General features: G+C 29.3%; 22 protein-coding genes and 1 other annotated feature. Of the genes, 6 read left to right on the top strand and 16 right to left on the bottom strand.

The window, feature by feature from the left end:
- Positions 1–20: 20 nt before the first annotated feature.
- Together PTZ02_RS01530 and PTZ02_RS01525 are read right to left on the bottom strand one after the other, a co-directional pair.
- A complete protein-coding gene (locus PTZ02_RS01530) occupies positions 21–437 on the bottom strand; it encodes a Fur family transcriptional regulator (RefSeq protein ID WP_274226069.1) in 417 nt (138 codons plus the stop codon).
- Positions 438–577: 140 nt separating this feature from the next.
- Positions 578–1123 (bottom strand): manganese efflux pump MntP, encoded by a 546-nt coding sequence (locus PTZ02_RS01525; RefSeq protein ID WP_274226068.1) that lies wholly within the window; start codon positions 1121–1123, stop codon positions 578–580.
- Between the two features lie 281 nt (positions 1124–1404).
- Between PTZ02_RS01525 and PTZ02_RS01520 the strand changes: the two genes are divergently transcribed.
- Positions 1405–2628 (top strand): 6-phosphofructokinase, encoded by a 1224-nt coding sequence (locus PTZ02_RS01520; protein ID WP_274226067.1) that lies wholly within the window; start codon positions 1405–1407, stop codon positions 2626–2628.
- A gap of 95 nt (positions 2629–2723) precedes the next feature.
- Here PTZ02_RS01520 and PTZ02_RS01515 read toward each other — a convergent pair whose 3' ends face one another.
- Positions 2724–4019: an aminotransferase class V-fold PLP-dependent enzyme gene (locus PTZ02_RS01515; protein WP_274226066.1), complete on the bottom strand. Its 1296-nt coding sequence runs from the start codon at positions 4017–4019 to the stop codon at positions 2724–2726.
- Between the two features lie 130 nt (positions 4020–4149).
- Between PTZ02_RS01515 and PTZ02_RS01510 the strand changes: the two genes are divergently transcribed.
- Positions 4150–4581 (top strand): hypothetical protein, encoded by a 432-nt coding sequence (locus tag PTZ02_RS01510; protein ID WP_274226065.1) that lies wholly within the window; start codon positions 4150–4152, stop codon positions 4579–4581.
- 10 nt (positions 4582–4591) lie between these two features.
- A complete protein-coding gene (locus PTZ02_RS01505; RefSeq protein ID WP_274226064.1) occupies positions 4592–5248 on the top strand; it encodes a DUF4397 domain-containing protein in 657 nt (218 codons plus the stop codon).
- 96 nt (positions 5249–5344) lie between these two features.
- Here PTZ02_RS01505 and PTZ02_RS01500 read toward each other — a convergent pair whose 3' ends face one another.
- Genes PTZ02_RS01500 through PTZ02_RS01490 form a run of 3 tightly spaced genes read right to left on the bottom strand, consistent with a single transcriptional unit; the run spans position 5345 to position 8460 of the window.
- Positions 5345–6550 carry an ABC transporter permease gene (locus PTZ02_RS01500; RefSeq protein WP_274226063.1) on the bottom strand — a complete coding sequence of 402 codons (1206 nt, stop codon included), beginning with the start codon at positions 6548–6550 and terminating at the stop codon, positions 5345–5347.
- Positions 6551–6574: 24 nt separating this feature from the next.
- The gene (locus tag PTZ02_RS01495) at positions 6575–7267 is read right to left on the bottom strand and encodes an ABC transporter ATP-binding protein (protein WP_274226062.1); all 693 of its coding nucleotides are present in this window, start codon (positions 7265–7267) and stop codon (positions 6575–6577) included.
- A 29-nt stretch (positions 7268–7296) separates the two neighbouring features.
- Positions 7297–8460, bottom strand: a complete 1164-nt coding sequence (locus PTZ02_RS01490) for an efflux RND transporter periplasmic adaptor subunit (RefSeq protein ID WP_274226061.1) — start codon at positions 8458–8460, stop codon at positions 7297–7299.
- A gap of 162 nt (positions 8461–8622) precedes the next feature.
- Here PTZ02_RS01490 and PTZ02_RS01485 point away from each other — a divergent pair, with 162 nt between their 5' ends.
- Positions 8623–10542: an ABC-F family ATP-binding cassette domain-containing protein gene (locus PTZ02_RS01485; protein WP_274226060.1), complete on the top strand. Its 1920-nt coding sequence runs from the start codon at positions 8623–8625 to the stop codon at positions 10540–10542.
- A gap of 65 nt (positions 10543–10607) precedes the next feature.
- On the opposite strand, the gene PTZ02_RS01480 is transcribed toward PTZ02_RS01485, so the two are convergent.
- From PTZ02_RS01480 to PTZ02_RS01465, 4 genes are all read right to left on the bottom strand, one after another.
- Positions 10608–11207: a dUTP diphosphatase gene (locus PTZ02_RS01480; RefSeq protein WP_274226059.1), complete on the bottom strand. Its 600-nt coding sequence runs from the start codon at positions 11205–11207 to the stop codon at positions 10608–10610.
- Positions 11208–11372: 165 nt separating this feature from the next.
- Complete coding sequence (locus tag PTZ02_RS01475; protein WP_274226058.1) at positions 11373–11951, bottom strand: SpaA isopeptide-forming pilin-related protein; 579 nt, start codon at positions 11949–11951, stop codon at positions 11373–11375.
- Between the two features lie 86 nt (positions 11952–12037).
- The gene (locus PTZ02_RS01470; RefSeq protein WP_274226057.1) at positions 12038–17284 is read right to left on the bottom strand and encodes a diguanylate cyclase; all 5247 of its coding nucleotides are present in this window, start codon (positions 17282–17284) and stop codon (positions 12038–12040) included.
- A gap of 33 nt (positions 17285–17317) precedes the next feature.
- Entirely contained in the window at positions 17318–17578 is a 261-nt protein-coding gene (locus PTZ02_RS01465) for a hypothetical protein (protein ID WP_274226056.1), read from the bottom strand.
- A 241-nt stretch (positions 17579–17819) separates the two neighbouring features.
- On the opposite strand from PTZ02_RS01465, the gene PTZ02_RS01460 reads away from it, so the two are divergent.
- Both PTZ02_RS01460 and PTZ02_RS01455 read left to right on the top strand, forming a co-directional pair.
- Positions 17820–18515: a polysaccharide deacetylase family protein gene (locus PTZ02_RS01460; protein WP_274226055.1), complete on the top strand. Its 696-nt coding sequence runs from the start codon at positions 17820–17822 to the stop codon at positions 18513–18515.
- 34 nt (positions 18516–18549) lie between these two features.
- Positions 18550–19038, top strand: a complete 489-nt coding sequence (locus PTZ02_RS01455) for an amidase domain-containing protein (protein WP_274226054.1) — start codon at positions 18550–18552, stop codon at positions 19036–19038.
- A 56-nt stretch (positions 19039–19094) separates the two neighbouring features.
- On the opposite strand, the gene PTZ02_RS01450 is transcribed toward PTZ02_RS01455, so the two are convergent.
- From PTZ02_RS01450 to PTZ02_RS01425, 6 genes are all read right to left on the bottom strand, one after another.
- Positions 19095–20114, bottom strand: coding sequence for an N-acetylmuramoyl-L-alanine amidase (locus tag PTZ02_RS01450; RefSeq protein ID WP_274226053.1), 1020 nt, complete (start codon positions 20112–20114; stop codon positions 19095–19097).
- 139 nt (positions 20115–20253) lie between these two features.
- The gene (locus tag PTZ02_RS01445) at positions 20254–20892 is read right to left on the bottom strand and encodes a hypothetical protein (RefSeq protein ID WP_274226052.1); all 639 of its coding nucleotides are present in this window, start codon (positions 20890–20892) and stop codon (positions 20254–20256) included.
- Between the two features lie 138 nt (positions 20893–21030).
- Positions 21031–21555, bottom strand: a complete 525-nt coding sequence (locus PTZ02_RS01440) for a tryptophan transporter (protein WP_274226051.1) — start codon at positions 21553–21555, stop codon at positions 21031–21033.
- 81 nt (positions 21556–21636) lie between these two features.
- Positions 21637–21873: a binding site (T-box leader), on the bottom strand.
- 225 nt (positions 21874–22098) lie between these two features.
- A complete protein-coding gene (locus tag PTZ02_RS01435; protein WP_274226050.1) occupies positions 22099–23943 on the bottom strand; it encodes an extracellular solute-binding protein in 1845 nt (614 codons plus the stop codon).
- Positions 23944–24807 (bottom strand): ABC transporter permease, encoded by an 864-nt coding sequence (locus PTZ02_RS01430; protein WP_274226049.1) that lies wholly within the window; start codon positions 24805–24807, stop codon positions 23944–23946.
- Complete coding sequence (locus PTZ02_RS01425; protein WP_274226048.1) at positions 24804–25883, bottom strand: ABC transporter ATP-binding protein; 1080 nt, start codon at positions 25881–25883, stop codon at positions 24804–24806. Before PTZ02_RS01425 ends, PTZ02_RS01430 begins: the two co-directional genes overlap by 4 nt.
- Positions 25884–26014 lie beyond the last annotated feature (131 nt).

The following is a 26014-nucleotide window of genomic DNA, read 5'->3' as shown; positions in this document are numbered from 1 at the left end:
TGAAGTAAGGGGTTCTATATTTACTTATTTTTCTTATTACATTCATCACAAATTCCATGTAACTTAATTGAATGTTCTGTTATCTTGAAACCTGCTTCCGAATTTATTATTTCTTGAATTTGTTTAATAGGACATGGAACAAGAACTTCTTTGCTGCACATGTCACACTTTAACAAATGTTTATGGTCGTCTCTCTTTAAAGAATATCCATAACACCCTTCCGGTAAGAAAAGTTTATCAACTATATCTTTATCATCAAAAAGCTCCAAGGTTCTATAAACTGTTGATAGATTAACATCCTTATCCTGTTCACCTAATAATGAATATATCTCTTCTGCAGTTAAACTTTTATTATTTTCTTCGAGTATATTTAAAATTGCCATTCTACCCTTTGTTATTTTCATTTTCTTTTCTTTTAATAGTTCTTCATATTTCATACTTTGCCTCTAAAAATAAATATTGATTTTATATCAAATACATAAATTTTATTCTACATTATATATTATATCATAAAAATTGCACTTTGATTAGTTATTAATACATTATAAAAATTGCACTTTGATTAGTTATTAATACATTATAAAAACATCATTTTAAATCCGAAAATCATCAATATAATTCCACCTATATAGTCAGCATATTTAGCTATGAAGCTTATTCTTTTAGCATATCTCGATATATAAAAAGATAATAAACTTAAAAATAGCGTAGTAATCCCAATAATGCTGGTATATAAAATTACAACTAGTGGATTTATCGTGTCATGTAATGCTGTAAACCCAACAACTAAGGCATCAATGCTTACAGATATGCCTAGTACAAAATACATTTTGGGGTTTAATAGTATACACTCATCCTTTTGCTGCATACCTTCTTTTATCATTAAAACTCCAACAACTGCAATTATAGCTCCCCCTATTATATTAGGTATATTTGCTATATAATTATTAAAATAATATCCTCCTATTGCACCTATAAGAGATAATAAAAATTGAAAAAATCCAAATGAAATTGCAAAATACACCTTATTTTTTCGTTTAACAGCACAATTAATGCCTATACTTAGTGCAACACCAAAGGCATCCATAGCTAAAGCCAATGCAATAATAACTACTCCTATCATTTATACTTCCCCTTTAAGTTTATAATGAGTTCTATATATTTTATTACAAAGTAACATAATTATTCTTACTTAATTTATATGATTTTAACAATAAAAATATTAATCAATTAAATAGTATAGCACATTTAATATTTTTTTATTATATAATCGTTTTCTTGTCCTATATGTTGTAAAAAATACCTTTGACATATTAATTACATGGTGTATATTAGTATATGGAGTATTTAAAGCATTAAATAGTATAGCACATTTAATGTAATAAGTTTTAAAGGAGATAATTCATGTCTAATTGTATTATTGCACAATCCGGAGGTCCAACCTCTGTTATAAATTCAAGTGTTGTAGGGTTAATTGAGGCAAATAAAGAGTTTAAAGCCTTTGATAATGTATATGGCGGATTAAATGGTATTGAAGGAATTTTAGAGAAAAACATTGTGAATTTAAGTGATATACCTCAAGACCAATTAGATTTATTTAAATACACACCATCTTCTGGATTAGGTTCTTGCAGATATAAATTAAAGGATCACTCAACCTCCCCTGAAGAATATGAAAAGTTAATGACTATATTAAAAGAATTAGATATCACTGCATTCTTCTATGTAGGTGGTAATGATTCAATGGATACTACAAACAAATTGACTGCCTACGGAAAAGAATTTGGAATAGATATTAAGTTCATCGGAATTCCGAAGACTATTGATAATGATCTTATGTGTACGGATCATACACCTGGTTTCGGTTCGGCAGGTAAGTTTATTGCAACAACAACATTAGAGACTTTTTACGACTCTTCTGTTTATATAAATAATGGTATTTTTATATTGGAAACAATGGGTAGGGATACTGGATGGCTTGCTGCTTCAGCTGCATTAGCTCAAAAGAACGGAAAACCTGTTGCAGATTTTATATATCTTCCTGAAAAAACATTTTCTTTATATAAATTTTTAGAAGATGTGAAGAAAAAATTTGAAGAAAATAATAAAGTTTACATAGTAGCTTCTGAAGGACTTGTTAATGAGAACGGTGAATTCCTTTCATTAATTAATGGAATTAAATCCCTCGATAGATTTGGACACGCTCAACTTGGTGGTGTTGGAAATTATCTTAGAGCTCAAATAATAAAAGCTGGAATAACAGACAGGGTAAAAGCTTTAGAATTAGGAGTTCTTCAAAGATGTTCAATGCACTCAGCATCTCAAACAGACATAGATGAATCTTACCAAGTTGGTTATGATGCATTAAGATATTCCTTAGAAAACGAGTCAGGATTTATGGTTGCTATAAAAAGAGAATCAAATTCTCCTTATACATATTCAACCTTTACCGTACCAACTACTGAAATAGCTAATAAGGTTAAGTATTTCCCTAAAGAATGGATTAATGATGCTGGAAATCATATAACTGAGGAAGCTATTGAATACTTAAGACCATTAATAGCTGGAGATCCAAATTTTACATTAGAAAACTTTCTACCAAAATTTAAGGTCTTCAACCAAAAATAATATAGGGTTTTAAGTTAAGTTTCCTATAAAAACCCTATAATATAAGGTAGTTCCTATTTATAATAAAAAGGAACTACCTTTTTCTTTGAATATTTTTAATATCGTTTTGATATATATTCCATAGTATTAAGGAATGTCCAAAGTTCATCTAACGTATTATATACTCCAAAGCTAACCCTAACCATTCCATCCTTTATCATTTTAGGGTTTTCCAAATGTTTCTGAATTTCTGATTTAGGTATTCCAAGAAGTCTCTGAACATATGGTTGTGCACAAAAACATCCATTTCTGGTTGATATTCCACTTAGGGTAGATAATAGTTGTGCTAATTCAGTATGATTTATTCCAATCATATTAAATATGCCTATACCCAGCCTATCGTTTTGAACAATAGGAATACCATATACTCTTACTCTTTTTATACTTCTTAGTCCTTCAAACAGATTTTTCAATAATACTTCTTCTCTTCTCTCTATGGTTTCATAACCTATATCGCAAACTTCCTCCAAGGCTCCAAGTAATGCTGCAATTCCCAATATATTTGGTGTTCCAGCTTCATCTTTTCCCTCAGTCTCTTTCCAAATAACTTTATCATCTGTAACTAACTCAACCGTTCCTCCACCTTTTAGTTCAGGTTCTCCATGGATTAAACCATCTTTCTTTCCAATAATAACTCCTACTCCAAATGGTGCATATATTTTATGGGCAGAAAAAACAAGGTAATCTATTTCTTCCCCAGCTCTTGCCCCTGCCATGTTTATTTTTCTATGAGGTACTAATTGAGCTCCATCAACTATTATGCGTCCTCCATACCTATGCACTAACTTTGCTATTTTATTTATAGGATTTATATATCCAGTAACATTAGATGCACCAGTAATTGTAAGAAACCTAAACCTACCCATATTCTCTATTAACTTTTCTTCTAAATCATCTAAGGATATCTTTCCATATTCATTTACATCAATATATTCTAGCTTGCATTTTCCTCTCCAAGGTAAATCATTTGAGTGATGCTCCATTCTTGTTGTTATAACTAAATCATCCTCAGAAGTTATTAGTCTACTAGCCAACTTATTTATACCTTCTGTGGCATTTTTAACATATATAACTTCGTAATCATCTCTATCTTTAAGAGAGAAAAATTCTAGTATTTTTTTCCTTGACCCTTCAAATAAGTCTGTACTAATTTGAGATTTATATCCTGCCCCTCTTCCAACGCTTCCATACCAGGGCAAAAAATTATTCAAATACTGTGATGCTCTTTTAAATGCTGGGGTAGTAGCTGCATTATCAAAATTAATGAAATTTGCTTTTTTTCCATTGAAAAGCATTATTTCAGAGTTTACCCCTATAAATTTATTTCTTATTCTCTCATCCTCAGGAAACATATGCATTACCTCCCTATGTATAATACTCAAACTTAAAAGTTTTTGTTAAATAAAGTTCTAATAAAAGCATTTTTTTCATAATTTTTATTAATAAATTATTTAATTTAACAATATAAACGGAGGTTTAAATATGTATGAATCTATTAACGAAAAGGATTTAACTTTTAGGGTATTCCACGACACCTTAAACTTATCATCTTTTCCAAATGGCTTTGAGCCAGGTGTTAATTCACAAAGCTTAATTAAATCAAGTAAGCTTAAAAGCGACCTAAATAACAACCTTTTCCTAAGCACCCAAAGTCAAAATATTATTAATCCACCTGATCCACTAACTCTAATAAGAACTATAGATGAGGATGAGGATGATAGTTTATTTATTGAAGAACTAAAAGTAGTTGATGACGTGCTAAATAAAATTGAACAGAATAATCCTGGCCTAGTAAGTTCCTTAAGAGCATATAACATTCCGAAATCAACATATAAAATGATTGTAAAGAGAATTATAGCTCTTTCACTAAAATATAATGAAAATAATAGAGTAATTCCCTTTGAAAATCTTTAGGTTATACTAAATGAATTATTTTCAAAATCAATCTTCAAAAAATGGTTTAGGGGAATTGTTCACAAATACCTTGCCTCAAATGGAAATATTCGTACGCTTTTTTAATACGTCTCCTAATATATCATCAATAGATGTTTATATTGATGATATATTAGCCTTTAGTAATATTAAATATAAGGAGTATTCAATTTACGTCCCTTTAATTACCGGAGAACATAAAATCTCTATATTTTTATCTAGAGATAATAAGCTTCCAATAGCATCTAAAATAATTGAACTATCGCCTCATTCTATTTACACTATAGCTATAATAAACAAATTAAATGTATTAGATTTAATCCCTATAATAGATGGAAATAAATCCTATAGCTTTGGAACTGCCTTTTTTAGATTCATCCATCTATCACCGGAAGCACCACTACTTAATCTTGTTAATAAGAAAGACAAGAAATTATTTAAGTATATAGAATTTGAAGAAAGTACTGGATATTTACCATTGACACCAGGAAAATACAACTTTACTATTAGTTCTTCAACAAATAATGTTATTTATCTTAGAGTTCAACCAATAAATTTAATTGCAAATAATTTTTATACACTTTATGTAGTTGGACTGCTCAATAACTGCCCCAAAATGGAGACATTTATCGTGAAAGATGGTTTGTAAAAATGAACATATAAATAAGTTAATTTAATAATAAAAAGCAGGAACTCTATATTTTTATAGAGTTCCTGCTTTTACTCAGTATTAATTAAATTAAATTTATTCATATCTTAATGCGTCAATTGGATCTAACTTAGCAGCTTTTCTCGCAGGATATATACCGAAAAATATACCAACAGAAGAGGAGAAAAGAATAACTAAAATAATATCCCTGAGTGATAATACAGGCGTAACATCCGCATAGCTGCCAATAGCATAAGCTCCCATAATTCCAAAAATCATACCTATAAGTCCACCTATTAGTGATATAATTACTGATTCAGTTAAAAATTGGATGAGTATTGCATTAGTAGTAGCTCCAATTGCTTTTCTTATTCCAATTTCTCTAGTTCTTTCTGTTACTGAAACTAACATAATATTCATAACTCCTATTCCTCCAACTACAAGAGAAATAGCTGCTACTGCGCCTATGAAAGATGTAAAAATATCTATTATCTTATTAACTTGATCTACCTGCTTTAATAGTTTTTCTCCACTATATAAATCTTCTCCACGATTATTATGCTTTGAGCTTAGAATATTTAATGACTCATTTATTGCATCTTCAGTTGTTTCCTTACTATTTGATACAATATATATATTATCAATAGATAAATCATCATACATATTTCTTAATGCAGTAATTGGAACATTTACCATTGCAGGCATTTGATCATTAAACGATCCTCCCATGTAGGAAGCACTTTTTGTAACACCTACTATTTTAAATTTTTTAATATTGGCATCCTTACCTAAAGTTATGGTCTCATCTACTGCATCCTTATATCCAAATAAATAAGATGCTGTAATATCATCGATTACTATGACATCTTTTCCATCTTCGACTTCTTTTTCATTAAAGAATCTACCATATAATATCTCAGAATTTTGCACATACTTCATATCTTCATTACTACCTGTCATATATGCTCTTTTGCCTTTATCTTTATACCTTATTGTACTTTGCCTTGAAGCTGAAGCTGATGCATATTTAATATTTTCACCTTTTTCTTTTAAATAATCTACGTCTTTTAAGGTAAAATAATCTCCTTTTGAAGCTTCTTGAGTATCTACTTTAATTTGAGCTGATGAGGAACCTATTTTTTCTAGTTCTCCAGTTATACTTGCCTTGCCTCCTGCCCCTAATGATAATATTGCTATAACGGAACTTATTCCAATTATTATTCCAAGCATTGTCAAGAAGCTTCTTAATTTATTAGAAACTATACTTTCCTTTGCCATTTTAAAGTTTTCTAACAATCCCATATCCTAACCTCTTTTCAGATCATTTCATAGTACTATTCTATCTTTAACCACATCATCCTCAACAATATTACCATCTCTTACTTTAAGTATTCGTTTTGTATACTTTGCTATATCTGGTTCATGAGTTACCATTATTATTGTTGCTCCTTCATCGTTAAGTTGTTGAAATATTTTCATTACTTCTTCTGAAACCTTTGAATCCAAATTTCCTGTAGGCTCATCAGCCATAATAACAGATGGACTATTCACTATAGCTCTTGCTATAGCAACTCTTTGCTTTTGTCCTCCTGAAATTTCATTAGGTCTATGTTTAATCCATGGAGTCAATCCAACTCTATCTAATGCATTTAATGCTCTTTCTCTTCTTTCTTTAGCTCCGATTCCCCCATATACCATTGGGAGTTCAACATTTTCTAATATGCTCATTCTAGGTAATAAGTTAAAATTCTGAAATACAAATCCTATTTCTTTATTTCTAATTAAGGCTAATTGATTATCTGTAAGGTTAGAAACATCTTGATTGTTTAATATATATGTTCCTTCATCCATCCTATCTAAACATCCAAGCACATTCATAAGTGTGCTTTTTCCAGAACCAGAAGGGCCCATTATTGCAGTAAATTCTCCCTTCTTGACTTCTAATGACACCCCTTTAAGAGCTTCGTATACAATATCTCCCGTCCTATACGTTTTTCTTACATTCTTTATTTGAAGCACTCTAACTCCCCCATTACACAGAATTTTTACTAATATGATACTGTAACTTTTGTACCATTAGTTATGTTTTCATTTGGGTTTAAGATTACCTCATCTCCTGCATTAAGTCCTAATAATATTTCAGCATCAGATTCTGTTTGTAATCCTACTTTAACCTCAACTTCTTTTACCTCGCCATTTTTAACTACATAAACATAATACTTATTCCCTTTTGCTGCCTTTAAAGCTTCAGCAGGTACTGAAAGAGCCCCACTCTTCTCTCCTAATAAAATGTCTACATCTACATCAAATTCTACCTTCAATCCTTTTATATCTTCCGTAAGTTTTATTTCACCACCTAAAGATACCTCCCCAGCCGCCAAAGGATTTGAAGTATCTTGTTTTGCCGCAGGGTCTATAAATGAAACTACTCCAGGAATATCACCTTCAGGTCCATGTATTACTACTTTTGAATTCACTGTTACTTTACTTGAATCATTCTTGTTTAATGATATTTTAATCTTTAAAGCACTCAAATCTTGTAAAGTTAAAGCTTTAATAGTAGGGTTTCCTACTGAGCCTTCAGATAAATTAAGTGCTGTAACTGTACCATTAAAATCTGCTACAATACTTCCTCCCATTGTTGATACTTTATTCTTAGCACTATCTAGCTGAATTTTTGCAAGATCTACCGCACTTTGTGCTTGCTTTATTTGTGTATCACTAATTGGTACTAATTGGTTTCTGTTTAATTTTGCTAAAGCTAATGCTTGAGCACTTGCAGGATCTGTTTTACCTTCTAATTGTTTTATTGTATCATCCAGCTGCTTAATGTTATTATCTATAGTACCTTTTTTGCTGATTAAATCATTATATTGAAGCTGCGCATTATTATAAGATATTTGTGCTTGCTTAATTGCTAAATCTAAATCACTTGTATCGAAAGAAACAAGGGTATCCCCCTTCTTTACACTATCTCCAACCTTAACATATATTTTTGTTACCTTTAGCTGTGATGTATAATAATCCTTAGTATTGGCTGACTCCACTTTTCCGGTAGTACTTAAATATGATTTTAAATCCTTTACATTGGCTTTTGAAGTTCGTACACTTATATCCTTCTTCTTTCCAACTGATAACTTATATACTCCAAATGCAGCAATTGCAATTACGCACAGGATTGAAATATTTCTAATTATTTTTTTATTCTTCATAGCCATCTTTTCCCCTCTCAATAAATCTCCATAATTATAATATACTAATAATACCTTTTTTCAATTCACTAAACAATTGTTTTATTATAGATTAAATTAGAATTTTACAATTATATATAGTATAATAAAATTGAATTTTTATCCCCAATAAGGAGTAGTAAAATGATTATTTTAGGATGTAAGGATTTAGAAAAAAGTTATGGTACAAAAGTAATACTTAATAAATTAAGCTTCTCAGTTAATGAGGGTGAAAAAGTGGGAATTATAGGGGCAAATGGTGAAGGGAAATCCACCTTATTTAAGATATTAACAGGTGAGTTATCTCAAGATTCAGGTGACGTCTTTTTAGATAAAAACAAAACATTAGGATACTTATCTCAGCATTTGGCTTTAGATGAAGATAGTACAATTTACAGTGAAGCTTTAAGTGTATTTCAAGAATTACTTGATATAGAGGATCGCCTACTAGTATTAGAGGAAAAATTAAAGGAACCTTATGATGAAAACAAGGCCTCATATCACGAAAAATTAATAACTGATTACACTACCCTTCAAGATATATATTCCCATAGAGGCGGCTATACATATAAAGGTGAAATATCTAGAGTAATTAGAGGCCTTGGATTTACTGAACTGGATTTTGATAAGAATATATTTAACTTGAGTGGTGGTCAAAAAACTAGGGTTGCACTAATTAAATTACTATTAAGAAATCCTGATATTTTACTACTAGATGAACCTACAAATCATCTAGATTTGGAAGCAATTGAATGGCTTGAAGAATACTTATTAAGCTATAAAGGAAGCGTACTAGTAATTTCTCATGATAGATTTTTCTTAGATAAAGTAACAACAAGTACTTTTGAGTTAATACAAGGTTCAATATATTGCTATAGTGCCCCGTATACTAAATTTTTAGAATTAAGAAAAAAAGATATAGAAGCACGTACTAAAGCATATAATCTTCAACAAGCTGAAATTAAAAGACAGAAAGAAATAATTGATAGATTCAGATCTTTTAATAGAGAAAAAAGTATACGCGCTGCAGAAAGTAGAGAAAAAGCTCTCGAGAAAATGGAACTTTTAGATTCGCCTGAAAAAGAAAAAGCTGCGTCTAGAATTTCTTTTGAAACCAGACTAAAAAGTGGAAATGATGTTCTACATATTGAAAATTTAAAAAAATCCTATGGAGACAACGTATTATTTGATAATCTATCTTTTGATTTAAAAAGAGGAGATAAAGTTGCTTTAATTGGTGAAAATGGAAGAGGAAAAACCACATTATTTAAAATAATATTAGATAATATAAAGCCTGATAGTGGTATAAAGGTACTAGGAAGAAATGTTGAGCTAGGATATTACGATCAAGAGCAATCAGATTTAAATCTAAGCAATACTATTTTAGCTGAGGTATGGGATGCTTTTCCTGAACTAACTACTTCTGAAGTTAGAGGTGCATTAGCGGCTTTTTTATTTAAAGGAGAAGATGTATTTAAAAATATCTCTTTACTAAGTGGTGGTGAAAAATGCAGAATAAATCTTCTTAAATTAATGCTAGCGAAAGGAAACTTATTATTACTTGATGAGCCAACTAATCATTTAGATATCTTATCAAGAGAAGCTCTTGAAGATGCTATTTTATCCTATGACGGAACTCTTATGGTAATATCACATGACAGATATTTTCTAAATAAAGTAATAAATAAAATTTATGAACTTAATGCTGATGGAATCAAAGAATACTTAGGAAACTATACTTATTATTCTGAGAAGAAAAAGAACCCTACTAGATATGAACAACTTAACGAAGTTCAAGGAAAAACAAAGACCCAAATAAGAGAAGAAAAGCGTAAGCAAAAAGAATCAGAAAAAGAGGCTAAAGCTTCTAAACTCCGAATTCAAAATATGGAAAAAGAAATTGCAAATGCTGAAGATACTCTCTTGAAACTTCAGGAACAACAATGTCTTCCAGAAGTATACTCTAATCCAGAAAAGAGTGAAACTATAAATAAACAGATTTCTGAAATTCAAAATAAAATTGATTCACTATATGAAGAGTGGGAATCCTTAGTTGAGAACTAAATTAGAAAAGCAGAAACCTTAGATTATTCTATGGTTTCTGCTTTTAAATTTAGAATTGCATTTATCTATACACCCGTATGTCCAAATCCGCCGCCTCTATTTTCTCCTATTGCGGCTGGATTATCATGTTCAATAAATTTTGCCTTTTTATATTCACAAAAGACCATTTGAGCAATTCTTTCATTTTTCTTAATATAAATTGTTCCATAAGGATTGCCCTTTTTATCTAAATAGATAATATCCTCAAGAATCTTTAATTCTTGGCCTTTTTTTAAATATTTAGATAAGCTCGTCTCAACATAATTTTCTTTAAGTTCATCTATTATTTCTGGATTTCTTAAAATTTCATATTTTAAGTTTGCATTATTATAGTTATTCTCCACTATTACCCCTACCACATCTCTATAATCAGCATCAATAGTCCCTGGGGAATTAGGAATTCTTATGTTTGTTTTAAGTGATAACCCGCTTCTTGGTCTTATTTGTGCTTCACAGTTATTTGGTATTGCCATACTAAAATTTAGTGGAACTATTTTTACTTCACCAGGTCTTATTACTAAATCCATGCTTGCATATAAATCACAGCCAGCAGCATGCAAAGATCCATATGTAGGAATAGCCCCCTCTTCATTTACTTTTATGTATACATTTATCTCTTCACTCAATTGTAATTTCTCCTTATATAAAAATATACTAAAATTTTATATTAAAATAATAAATTAAACAATAGTATTCAAGGGAATAAAAACTCATAATAGATTATTTTTATTCCCCCTTAATTTTAAGAACCTATAAATTTTTTTACAAAAATATATATAAATTAATTAAGTTTAAAACCAGAAGCCCCAACCTCCACAGAAGAATAGAAGTAAAATTATTGCTAATTCACAGCCACAATCATTTCTTCTGCAATCTCTTCTTCGTAATCTGTTTACAACTATAATAGTAGCTGTTTCTACTGCATCATTGATTTCAACTTCATTCCAAGGTATATAAGTTGGTCTTTGGAAGAATCTCTTATCTATTTCTTCTACTACTCTATAGAATCCGTTTGGAAGATTATCAAAAATCACTCTACCATTACAGTCAGTAATCTTGGAACTTATTAGTCTAGGACATCCTCCAGTTAGTCTATATAGATTAACTTTTACTCCAGATAAAGGTTCTCCGCTTGCACTTCTAAATTTCGAATAAACAACGATACTGCCTCTTTCTCCATGGTGATGCTCGTGATGTTGGTCTTCATGATGGTCATCACAATCCTCTTCATGAAAATCATTGCATATATCACCTTCACTTTGACAATCATATTCGTATCCATCATCATTTCTTAGATAACTCTCGAATATATCATTATTTTCATTTCCTTCTAGTGGAAATCTAGTTTCTTCTTGACTACTTTGAAACATATAAATACCTCCTTCGATGTATTTCCTATAACATAATATGTTCGATAGGAGGTTTTTGTGTCACATTATAAAGAAAAAAGCTATGCTTAAAGCATAGCCGAAAATATACCTACTAATGAACTTACAAAATTCAAGTCATTATAACTAAATTCTTTCTCATTTATAGAAACAGACAAATATACTACTCCTTTGACTTCACCATTTTTTATTAAAGGAACTATTAAAAGTGATCTCCAGTCTGGCATCCATGTACTGCCATTTTGATTATATACATTGTCCCAATCTACTAAATATCTGCCATTTTTATTTGTTATTACTTCTTCTACTAAATCTTCATTAAATCTAGAAACATCATACCAACCATCTTCATACCTTTTTCTCGAATATCTTTCTTTAACTTTATCACCTTTAATCAGGAAAAAGGTTATTTCATCAGATTCTACTATTTCATTTATTCTAGACAAAAGCTCATATATCTTTTCTGATAAATTACCTCTATTTTTTATTATCTCAATTACATCCATAATAGCATTAACTTTTCTATAGTCGTTACTTGTATTTCCTGATAGTATTCCTGCTAATTTATCGTTAGCCTGACTTACTTTTCCATACTCTTGATCCCAAAGTACAGTCTTATTTTTCCCTGTATTCTTTGCAACATATAATGCTTCATCTGCCCTTTTAATAAGTTCATCAGCTCTTGTAGAGTCAAGTGGGAAATTAGAAACCCCTATACTTATAGTAAGCTCACGTCTTCCCCCTAGTATATTACTTTCCCTAACCTTTTCCCTAAATCTATCACATTCCAATAAAGCCTTATCCTTATTCTTATTAGGGAAAATAATTACAAACTCTTCTCCTCCATATCTACATAATATGTTGTCAGGTTCTAAGCTATCTTTTACGGTTGCTGCAACTGATCTTAAAACTTTATCTCCTAGATCATGTCCAAATTTATCATTCACTCCTTTGAAATTATCTACATCAAAGATAGCAATTGAAAATTCTTTATGCTCTAGTCTAGAACTTTCTAGTAAATCAGCAAAGGTTTCTTCAAAATATTTTCTATTATAAACTCTTGTTAACTTGTCTATAGTTGAATTTATTGTTAGATATTGTTTATCTAACAGAAAGCCAAATAGCGGAATTAATTTCTCCAATTTTTCAAGAGTTTTTTCATTTATATTATTTAAATACTTATTAGAATATAAGATTAATGTACCTTGAGTATTTTCAGCTGCCTTAATCCTAATCCTATTTTTTATCCTTAAGCATATTGCAGCTTTCATTCCTTTAGGTAATAGCTCTTCATTAAACCTATTTTCTGAATCTAAAGCTTTTTTTATTATTTTAGTGCCTTCATCAATATTTAATCTGCTCTTAAAAAATTCAACATTTCTTTTCGGGTTTATTGCTCTATTTGTATGAATTATAGATTCAACCCCATCTGCATCCTGCATAGTTACAATAGCTCCATCTGCTAAGGTAATTTTGCATAAATACTTTGTTAAAACATCTATATTGCTTACTATATCGCTTTTAAATACATTAAATACATCATACATATTTTTATAAAAGTTATAAAAACACTTATCATAATTTTCTTCTAACTCATATAAAAATTCTTTGTTTTTAATTAAATTTGATATTTCTAATACATGCAATAAATCTTCAAATTCTTCTAAAGAACCAATGTATTCTACTTTATTTAATAGTTGCTTTCCAGTTATATTTTCTAGGCTACTTGCAAACTTATTATATGCATATAGAAAGCGTCCATAATTGATATAGTTTAACTTACTTTTATTTGGTAATGAATTTATATTATTAACAATTAGACTTAAAGCCATGTAATAGCACTCTATAGCATTAAACGGAATGTTAAGCTCTTCATAAGTCTCACCTATCCTAATTGCTACCTTGCCAACTAAGCTTTCATCATCCACGTTTTCTAAAAGCCTTTGGAGCTCAGTTACTATAGATAACTTTCCATTTTTCTCATATAGCAACTTAATATAATTTAGCTTCAAAATTAACTTTTCATCAATACAAACATTGCTTAAAGATTTATATAACTCTCTACCCAAGTCTTCATAAGCTAAATCATTAAGTTCAAGTATTGTATCAATGGTTAACTCAACCTTAAAGTATTCATCTCTTATTAATTCTACTTCCTCTAATATTATATTTATTTCACTTATTATATCTTCTAAGTTCTTACAACTTCTTAGATTATAGAAATGATACTGACATCTTAATTTACTTAGTAACTGTCCTGTAAGGCCAGAACTTTCTTCAATAACCGAGGACATTATATCTAAAGCCATATGATAATCTTTAATTTTGTATAGGTATCTAGCCTCATTACTCTTTAATGACTTTTTGAAAACTTCGCCAATATTATACTTAGAAGTTACTAATAATGATGCTTCTAAATATCTATGTGCTAATTGAAGCTTGTCCAAGTGTAAATAACAGCTGCTAAGATAGGAAAGGACTATTCCCTTATAGAACTCATGATTCCATTCGTTAGCCTTTTCTAATGCTTTTAATAAGAGATCTTCTGACTCAGCAAATTTTCGCTGAGACATTAAAGCTGCTGCAACATTTATTTCCGAAAGTAAATTTAAATCCTTAATTTGATATTTGTCTGAAGCCTTCTGAGCATTTATAAAAAAGCTCAAAGCACCCTCTAGATTTTCCTCTATTTCAAATAGTGTTGTTCCTAAATAGATGTTCGATGAAATTACTCCTCTAAGGTTAAAAGTCTTATTGAATAGATTTTTTGCCTTATTTAAGCAATCAATAGCTTCTTTACCTTGAGAAATATTGAGATAACAATATCCAATATATAGGTTTAAATAGCCTTTTAGGTCAAAATCTTCACTTCTACATATCTCAAGTGCACTCTCTCCTGCTTCAATAGCTTCAGAATATTTACCAATAAAGCAAAGATGTTTTAGTAAGGCTAAATTATATATACCTTCACCATACTTATAATCAAGGTTGTTTAAAATACCTCTTGAATTCTTCAAATAATATTCTGTTTCTTTTATTCCATCAATTCTATATCCAACTATAGCTAAACCTGAATAGCAAAGGGATTTATCCTCTTGACTATCAGTTTTTTCTATTACGTTAAAATAATAGTTTGTTGACTCTTTAATTTCCCCTTGTCTATAGTATAAATCTGCTAAAATTAAAGCAATTTCAATATATTCTTCATTAGAAATTTCTTCTGCTTCTAATGCCTTTTTATAGTAATAAATCGCTCTGGTATTGTCCCAAGACTCTAACTTTTGTCTACCTCTATTTTTACAAAAGTATATAAGTTTTTTTGTTTCACCTAAAACATCAAATTGATATATAAGTTCATCATTATAGTCATGTCCTAATTCAATTTCATGCTCTAATAATTTTGAGATTTCCCTGTGTAGTTCTTTTTTCTCTTTTTCATCTATACTCTTAGATACAATCTTCTTCACAAGATTATTATTTATTTCATAGAGTATTGCCCTATCAGAAATTTTTTCAGAAATATAACCTTTGTTTTGCAATAAATAAAATTCATCATAATTATTTTTATCTAATACATTTGCTTTAAATAAGAAATCTTCTTCAACTGCACCATTTATAACAGACATCTTCTTCATGATTTCATATTCCTTAGTTGAAATCTGATTTAAGCTTCTCTCAATTTCTAATTCGATGTTTCTTGGAAGTGCAATTTCTTGCTGTTGTAAGTTTAATTTCCATCTTCCTGTCTGTTCTGATACAAAAAGTAATTTATCTTCAAATAATTTCTTTACAACTGCAATTATATACATTGGATTTCCCAGTGTTTCTTTATATATCTTATTAGAAAAATCATAAAGTTCAGATGATGTATTCATAATATTTCTTATTAATTGTCTAGATAAAATTTCATTTAAATAGGATATTTTGTATTCTTCATAACGCTCTGTTAATTTACAATTATATATTAATTCTTCTATATCCTCATGTTTCTTTAATTTATTTTGATTATATGTTATGACAATAAGCAGGTTTTCAAACTGAGATTCTGAAAGAAATAAATATTTTAAAAGTAATTTAAAAATTGTACTACTGCTTTCTATGTTATCAACAAATAAAACAGTGAATTTATTTCTAGTTATTTCAGAAAGTAATTTTGCAACTCTGTTAATTGTTTGTAATTCCCTATTGCTTTTACTTATCTCATTATCATCATGAGGGAGAGCTAGTAACCTACAAAATTCCTCCAAATACTGTCCGTACTTTTCTATTAAGTTTTTATCTATAAAGCCCAAAAAATACTCAAAAATATCCTTTTGCTTAATTTGTCCACCAGAATTTCTCTTTATATCATCTGCAACAATTAAATTCGCATTATAATCAAATTTATTATAGATTAAGGTTTTAAAATAATTTAATAATTTTGTCTTTCCGCTACCTTCATCTCCATCAATCCCTATTATAGAAAATTTATTTCTTTTAGAAACTAAATTATCCACAACTTGAGAAAATCTCTTAATTTCATAATCTCTTCCTATAACTTCAACATCTTCTATTATTTTATTTAAAGAATTATAGTCGAACCTACTATACTCTTTTTCAAAATGTATATTTATATAATCTATACACTCATTTAGAGAAATAAACATTTTATCTCTTATATTTTTATATAAAACTAAAATTTTACTACTATTAATACTTCTATTTTCTAACTCATCTTCAAAAATTCCATGATAAATATTTGAAATTTCAATATGATTAAAATCATACTCTTGAATTTCATGACTACTTCCAAGTATGTCCACTTCTCTGTTTTTATTTATAACGCTTATTTTTTCTATTTCCATAGTTAAAATATCAGTTAACTTAACCTCATCTTCACTATAATATACATTGTCCAAAGATAAGTTTCTATACTTGTATCCTTTAATACTTAATGTATTAATTATATTCAGTACCTTTGCAAATAGATTCAGCTTAAAATCAAAAGTGCTTTTCACTAAAATTTTTGATTTAATAACATCTTCGTATATTGGATCTATAAGATACGCATATTTTCTATTTTCCAAAACAATACCATCTATATTCTCAATAGTTAAAAATTCATGTACATTAACTAAACCTGGAAAGTTTAAATTTTTAATCCAGGTTATATTTGATAAAATATGTTCTTTTATTCTTTCATTTAAGACTTTAGTTTCAATTACTTTTAATACATATACTTTTAAATCTTCTAAATCTTTAACTAAGTAACTATTAATTTCATCACCCATAGAAATAGTTTTTTCTATTCTATACCTAGAATTAATTAACTTCATTTTATTTCTCCTACCTATATCAAATAAATCCCTCTACTTTTTAACATCCTCATAATCTACATCTATAACATTCCCATCTGCATAATCTTCCTGTTCTTTATAAGTAGTTGAATATCTATTAACATTATTATGCTTTCTACTTTTAAACATATTATTCTTTATGTATCTATAAGCCCAGAATATAACTAGTACAATTAACACATAAGGTAAAATCCAAGATAATAAGGCTATTACACCAACAATTATGAATATTGTTACTACTAAATAAATCAATGTATTTAAACCTTTTCCCATATTACTCATCCTTTTCATAAGCTTTTTTTTAATTACATACATTATAACATAATTTCAATTTCTTAACTTCTTAATTTTTATTTATTTTTTATAATTTTATCTTCATAAAATATCGAGTAAACTCACACTTTTATATTTTACAAATTAGTAGAATATTGCATTAACTCCTTTTATTACTTAATAAATATTTAATATTTTTTGTTTTATAGCAAATAATACTTGTGAAAAGGAGCTGATTGAAATGACGAAGTCTAAATTTACTTTTTTTATAACTTTATTCTTATTATTCACATTAAATTTTATTCCTTGCTATGGAATAGAAAGTGAAGAAAAAGTAATATATATTACTTTTGATGACGGGCCTACTAAGGTGAGTAATAAGGTTCTTGATGTTTTAGATGAAAATGGAGTAAAAGCAACCTTTTTTCTAATTGGCGAACAAATTCAAAGAAATAGAGATGTTGTATTCAGAATGTATGAGAATGGCCATAGTATTGGATTACATTCTTATAGTCATAAAAGAGATAAGATTTATAGCAGCAGAAGTTCTTTTTTAAGTGAAATGAAAAAAACTCAAAATGAGCTTGAGGAACTTACTGGTTATAAGTCTACAATATTAAGATTTCCTTTTGGATGTAACAATAATATGTATAAAATTGATACTAAAATGGTAGATATGCTTCATAGTGAAGGTTTAAAGATATATGATTGGAATGTTGATAGTAAAGATGGAGCAATTCAAGGTCTTTCATCATATGACATTCTTAAAAATTCTAAAAGTGATAAAAATAGAATAATATTACTGCTTCACTGTAGTACTAATAACAAAAATACTGTTAAAGCGCTTCCATCTATAATAAGGTATTATAAAGAAAAAGGATATACCTTTAAAACAATAGATTCTAATACTGATGAACAATTTAGGGTACTAAAATAGTATACTAATTTTATAATATTATTTTGGAGATTTTATGATAGAAGTAGATAAAATCAAAATTGTTGATTATGCCTATGAATATGCTCTTTATGGAAATAAAACCTTTAGCTACTTAGGTAATATATCTTCTGGAGGAAGTGACTGTGCTAATTTTGTTTCTCAAAGTATTCATTATGCCGGCTCACCCATGAATTTTAATAATCCTTTGTGGTACTATAGAAATAAAAATGACTATTCCATATCCTGGGCTACAGCTCATGGTTTATATTGGCTCTTACTAGAAAACTATAGACATAACCTAAAAGGACCTAAAGGGAGAATAATTGATAAAAGTGAAATTGTTCCAGGAAATTTAGTTTTCTTCCAAAAGAAAAACAATTTTATTTTTCATTCTGCAATTGTTACTTCTTTTAATAAACGTGGTGAGCCACTTATTTCTCAGCATAGTGTAGATGCTCTAAATAAAGAGATAAACCCTAACTATTACTTTCTTAATATGTATTTTATTGAAGTTTATATTTAATAGGTGACTATAGTTTATATTATAGTCACCTCATTATATAATATAATATAACTTAACTAATATTTAACTAATTCTTTTTTAACCCATCCAGACTTTGTAAATTCTCCTTTATCTGTTGTATACACAATATTTAACCATGAATCTTGTTCTTCTAAAATTGTTACTTTTTCATCTTTAAATACTCTGCCAATTACACTTCCATTTGCATTTGAATAAACGTCTAAATCTTGTAGAATAGTAGCGTTATATGGATTTAAATATTGAATCCAACCTCCAACTTTAACATATGCATATCTACTTCCAGTTGGTGTAGGATAAATTATATATGCAAGTTGTCTAGAATAAGATACATCTAAAACTTTTATCTTGTCCCCAATATCCACTCTTCTATTCGGAATAATTTCTCCTTTAGCATCTCTTACATACAACCAATCATATCTAACTCTTGCATTCGGCGTATAATTATTTGTATTCCCTGAATCTCCAGGTGTCGAAGGAGATGTTGGGGTTGAAGGGTTTGAACCTGAAGGATCATAATTAGCATTGGAAGTGCTTCCAGTTACAGCCTTAACTATTGCATTTGCAATTGAATTAACATTATATCTATTCATATCTTCTTTAGAATCCAAAAAAGCGCATTCAACAAGAACGCATGGCATAGAAGTATATTTCGGGATAAAAAGATTTCCGACTTTTACACCTCTATTATAATATCCTATTTTATTCATCTCACTGCATATTTCATTTGCATAAACTTCTGCTTGACCGCCTCTTCCGGATATCCAAGCTTCTACTCCAGTTCCTCCACCTATATTAAAATGTATACATAAATGAAGAGCTGAACCACTACTATTAGCTTCTTTTACCCTATATCCTAGTGAACCATTTACTGATGTAAATTTTTGATCCCAAGGAGTACAATCTTTCACCAAATATCCTAAATCATTTAACTTAAGCATTATAGCTTTCCATACATCTTTAGTACAATTATCTTCAATCCTTATACCAATGGCACCAGTGTCTGGATAAGCATTATGCCCAGCATCTCCGCTTATGATACTTCCTTTACTTAACATATCCTATCACTCCTTTATCCTAAGTTATATCTCTATATAATATGCAGACAAAGGAATTTATGAAATAAAAAATGAACATATACATAATCCAATACAAACTTTCTAGCTGTATTTTGATATGTATATGTTCTATTTTTTCTTATTGTGAAATTTCTCTTGTGTCTTCGGATATTTTATTAAATTTGTAATCTGCTCTTAAATTTTCAACGAAAGCTTTTATCCATTCATCTCTTAATTCATAAAAGCTATTTACATTGCCGCCTACAACGTTCCAATATTGTCCATGAATATCCATTGTTGATTGCCATACAATATGTTCTTCTGAATTTTCTACTATTTCATTTACTCTATCACAAGGCATACCATCAAGTATAAAATTATTAACAGCTGTAAATGCTTCTGCTGGTGATTCTATACTATTTCCTTCATTTAAATATTCTTCTGCGTTCTTCTTTCCTTTTTCAATGTAAATTTCTTTTACTGATTCTAAGAAAGAATCTCCAATTTCCTTAACTCCCTTAGTAATTAATGCTGCCTGTCTGCTCTCAGCAGAAGTTATTTTCTCTTGTAGCCACCCATGAATGTTAGATGTATCTATCATATCTTCTAATGGTTTCTTTTCTGTTGGTTCCCCATACTTATTGTATATTTCAGCTACCCACTCATCTACTTTATAACCTTTACTCTCAAGCATATTTTGAATTTCTTCTTCTATGCCTTCAAACCATGTAATTTTATTAAATAACCAGTAATGTATTTTTCCTAAAAATAAACTCATTTTTTCAACCTCTTTCGTTTTTTCTATTATGTTCTTATTATAAACACTTTATATATATTTATCAGTAACATGTGTTACAAATTGAAAAGGCTGGAGAGATTTTTCTCCAGCCTTTTTCATAAGATTAAAATTATAATCTTATAAATCAAATGATTTAGCAGCGCCACTTCTTCTTAATGATGCCTCGAATATTTTGAATAATACAAGCCCAGCAACTAAATTTATAACTGTAGCAGGTAAAACTACTGTAATAAATAAAGCACTAAATGGAGCCGGTAATCCTACAATATATAAAGCAGCTGTTAAAAATATAGTTCCACTGATTAATGTTCCTATTGGAAGTATTAATGCTAGTACAATATTTTTATTTAATCTATTTCTTATTAAACTTAGCAAGCCATAAACTATAGTAACAGTTACTACTTTATCAATAATATTAGGAATTTGTCCTCCTGGGAATTTTGTTGTTAACGCAGTAAATATACCAGTTATTATTCCAGCTGTTAATACAGTTTTAAAATCTTTATTTATCATCATTATTATAAATAGTGTTGCTAAAGCAAAATCCGGTTGCATTGGAAATCCTAAAGCTGGTGTAAATTGATGAAGCATTAAGCCTATTGCTAAAAGAATTGCATTTAATGTTAATTTTTTTGTGTTCATTACGAACTCCCCCTTAATAAATAATTTTTAAAATAGCCCTTTATAATTAAAAGAAAATAAAAAAACTCCGTCCTATTATATTAATAGGACGGAGATTAAATCCGTGGTGCCACCTAAATTGCGTATAAAACGCCACTTAAATCAGGTACTAACATACCTTATTTCTCTTAACGTAGAAACTACGATTCAGCTACTCTCACTAGATTTCACCTTATTCCTCAAAGGCCCATTCATTATAACTCCATGTGTTGAGATTCCACCACCCTCAACTCTCTTTAACAATTTATTATAACTACTCTTCCTTATCAAAGGATTTAAATATTCTCTTTGTATTTATATTATACTAACAAATTTCTAAAGTCAATATATTTATATCTTATCCTCATTAGATTTTTTATCTTTTATTAATGACGCAATTAATGCTGCTACCGCTAATGATAATATTGTTGCTTTTCCTTTATTTTTTAGTGCCAAAAAGATCACTTCCCATCTATTTTACTTATTTCTATTATAAATATGAAATAACTGTAATTCAATGAAAAGTTAATTTTCTTGTTTTACTGATGTCCAAATATCATCAAAAATCTTAATTTTATCTCCAATATCTTTTAAATATTCTCCTTTTTTAACTTCTTCACTAGGAGGATATACTGCTTTATCTGCTATAATGTCTGGGTCAATTAAAGGATAGGCTGCCTTATTTGGATTTCCATATGGAAACGCTTCTGATATTTCAGCACTTATTTCTGGTTCCAAAATAAAGTTTATAAATTCATGTGCTAAATCATTATTTTTAGCTCCTTTAGGAATAACAAAGTTATCTTGTTGTAAAAATAACCCCTCCTTAGGCAATACCATTTGAATATTTTTATTTTCTCTTTTTGCTAAACTGCTTTCAGCCCCCCAAGCAAATATGGCTTTTGCTTCACCGTTTATAAGCATAGTTTTAGGTGAATCACTATCATAGGCCTTTATGTTAGGCTTTAATTTAATTAATTTTTCTTTAGCTTTTTCAAGTGCTTCTGGTGAAGTCTCATTTAATGAATAACCTAAAGATTTTAAGGTTAAGCCAATGATTACTCTCTCATCATCCAATACTACAAGAGAATTTTTAAACTCTGGTTTCCATAAATCATCATAGCTAGTTATTGTGCTTGGATCAACTTTTGAAGAGTCTACGCCTATGATTCCTGCAAGCCACATATATGGAATAGAGTATTCATTTCCCCTATCAAAAGGAAGATTCATAAATTCATCTCCTAAGTTCCCTATATTAGATAACTTATTCTTATTAATTGGCTCTATTAAATTTTGTTTTTTTAGAATTTCTACCATATAATCTGAGGCTACAGCAAGGTCATAATTAGCTCCTCCTGCCATAATCTTCGCAAGCATTTCTTCATTTGAAGAAAAGGTACTATAATTTACTTTACAATTGTATCTTTCTTCAAACTTATCTATAACTGACTGTGGTAAATACTCCGACCAGTTGAATACATTTAATTCTCTTTTTTCTTCACTTGGGCCTTTAACAAACCTAAATATTCCTCCACTTATAAATAACACGCATACTGTAATACTTAAAAGTATTGCTCCTACCCTTTTCATATTTATTTGATTATTTCTAAGTAATGCAGATAATAAGATTATAATTATAGTAAATAAAAGCATCAGTGTTGAAAGAGCATTTATCTCTGGAGTTACTCCGAATTTCACCATTGAGAATATCTTAAGTGGCAAGGTGACACTTTCTGGCCCGGCTGCAAAAAAACTTATTATCATATCATCTAAAGATAATGTAAAGGCTAAAAGTGCTCCAGCCATAACACCTGGCATTATTATCGGAAGGGTGATTTTGAAAAAAGTTTGGGTTTCTGTAGCCCCTAAATCCCTTGCTGCCTCTTCAACTGATTTATCAAAATCATCTAACCTTGTTTTTACTGTACTTACTACATAGGCTATTGAAAATGTTATATGTGCAAGTATTAATGTTACCATACCAAGAGGTATTCCTGTATATGAGAAAAATGTAAGTAGTGATATACCTAACACTATCTCAGGTATAATAACTGGAATATATAATAATCCTTCTAAAAGATTTCTTCCTTTAAATTTATATTTATACATACCTACAGCTGCCAAGGTTCCTATAATTACTGCAAACACTGAACTTACCAATGCAATAATAAAACTATTTTTAGTCGCTACAAGTATTCCTTGATTTTCTAGCAAACTTCTATACCACTTTAAGGTAAAACCTGTCCAAGTTACGTTAAGTTTTGATTCATTAAAAGAAAAAGCAATTAAAACTATAATAGGTATATATAAGAATGAATACATAAGTAATCCGTAAATTATTTTAAGAATTCCACCCCTATTTTTCTTCATCTATAGCACCTCTTTTCTTATGGACTCACCGCTTCCACGTCTTGATAAAGCCATAAAAATTAACATTACTACTATTAGTACTACTGAAATAGCTGAACCTAATGGCCAATTTCTTGCTGTTAGGAACTGATTTTTAATAAGATTACTCATTAAAACAACCTTACTTCCTCCCATAAGATCACTTATAAAGAATAATCCTAAGGTCGGAATAAATACTAATAGACTACCTGAAGCTATACCTGCTCTAGTTAATGGTAATATAACATTTATAAAAGTACTGGTTTTGCTTGCACCTAAGTCTCTTGCGGCCTCTATATAAGACTCATCAACCTTCTCAATTGAGGAATAGAGCGGAAGCACCATAAATGGTATCATCATATAAATCATACCTATCATTACTGCAACATTGGTATACATAATCTCTATCGGCACGTTTATAATATGCAATTTTAATAAAATAGTATTTAAGATACCTTCTGATCTGAGCAATATAATCATTGCATAGGTTCTTACTAAGGAGTTAGTCCAAAATGGCAATATAACAAGCATAACAAGAATAGGTTTCAACTTCTTATGTGCTCTTGCAATTATATAAGCAAATGGATATCCAAAAATTAAACATAAAGCTGTTGATGAAACTGCAATCATTAAGGAGTTAAAGAATATTTTTATATAAAGTGGATTAAATAACTTTCTATAGTTATCTAAAGTAAATTTATATTGTATGTCACCTACCTCACCTCTAACACAAAAACTAATAACGAGTATTGAGAGGGCTGGTATTAAGAAAAAAATTATCATCCAAAAAGTTACTGGACTTAATGTAGCAAGTGCACCAATATTTATTTTTCTCTTCTTTATCATGACTTCATCACCACTAGATTATCTTGCTTCCAAGTAACATATACATTGGTTTTATTATCAAAATCAAAATTATCGTCTGTTGATTCTAGAACTTGTATTTCTTGTCCACTTTCAAGAGTAACTATGGTTCTTTGAGTTACACCAGTATAAACTTTTTCTTTATATGCTACCTTTAAAGACATAAGTTTATTTTCATAATTGGATAGGCTTAATTTTTCTGGTCTTATAGCTAAAAATAACTTTTCGTTAACCTCATAATTTTTATTCTCTATTAATATTTCCTCACCTGTATTAATTGATAGTAAAGCTTGGTTATCTTTTAATTCCTTAACTACAGCTTCTAAAATATTTGCCTCTCCAATAAAGTCTGCTACAAATTTTGTTGATGGTTTTTCATATATTTCATAAGGAGTTCCTATTTGTTCTACAACTCCTTCATTCATTACTATTATTCTATCTGACATTGTTAATGCTTCTTCCTGATCATGGGTAACAAAAATAAATGTTATCCCTAACTCTTTTTGCAAATGCTTTAGTTCAAACTGCATCTGTTTACGAAGTTTAAGATCTAGAGCTCCTAATGGCTCATCTAACAATAATACTTTTGGATTATTGATAACCGCTCTGGCTATAGCAATCCTTTGCTTTTGCCCTCCACTTAATTCTGAAGGCATCCTATTTGTGTATTCCTCCATCTTAACCATTTTAAGCATTTTTTTAACTCTTTCATCTATTTCCTCACTCCTTACCTTCTTCATTCTAAGACCAAAGGCAATATTATCATAAATATTCATATGAGGAAAAAGTGCATAGTTTTGGAATACAGTATTTACACATCTTTCATTTGGATCTTTTAAAGTTACATTCTCATCTTGAATTATAACCTCTCCATTTGTTGGTTTCTCAAAGCCTGCTATTATTCTTAGTGTTGTGGTTTTCCCACAGCCACTAGGTCCTAGCATCGTTAGAAACTCTCCTTGATTAATTGTTAGATTCAGGTTATCTAGAACTAACTTTTTATCTCCATCAAACCTCTTTGAAACATTCACTAGCTGAACAAATGCATTCACGGTCACACCTTAACAACTCCTTCCAAATTTTAAAAATTAAAAACCCTTCCTATCCAATTTGCTAGATAGAAAGAGTCTCGTTTTTAGGTCAAGAAAAATATACCATAATATATTTATATATTCAAATATTTTTTTCC

It is taken from the genome of Clostridium sp. 'White wine YQ' (assembly GCF_028728205.1).
Taxonomy (GTDB): Bacteria; Bacillota; Clostridia; order Clostridiales; family Clostridiaceae; genus Clostridium_T.
This window is presented reverse-complemented; position numbering and strand designations above follow the sequence as displayed.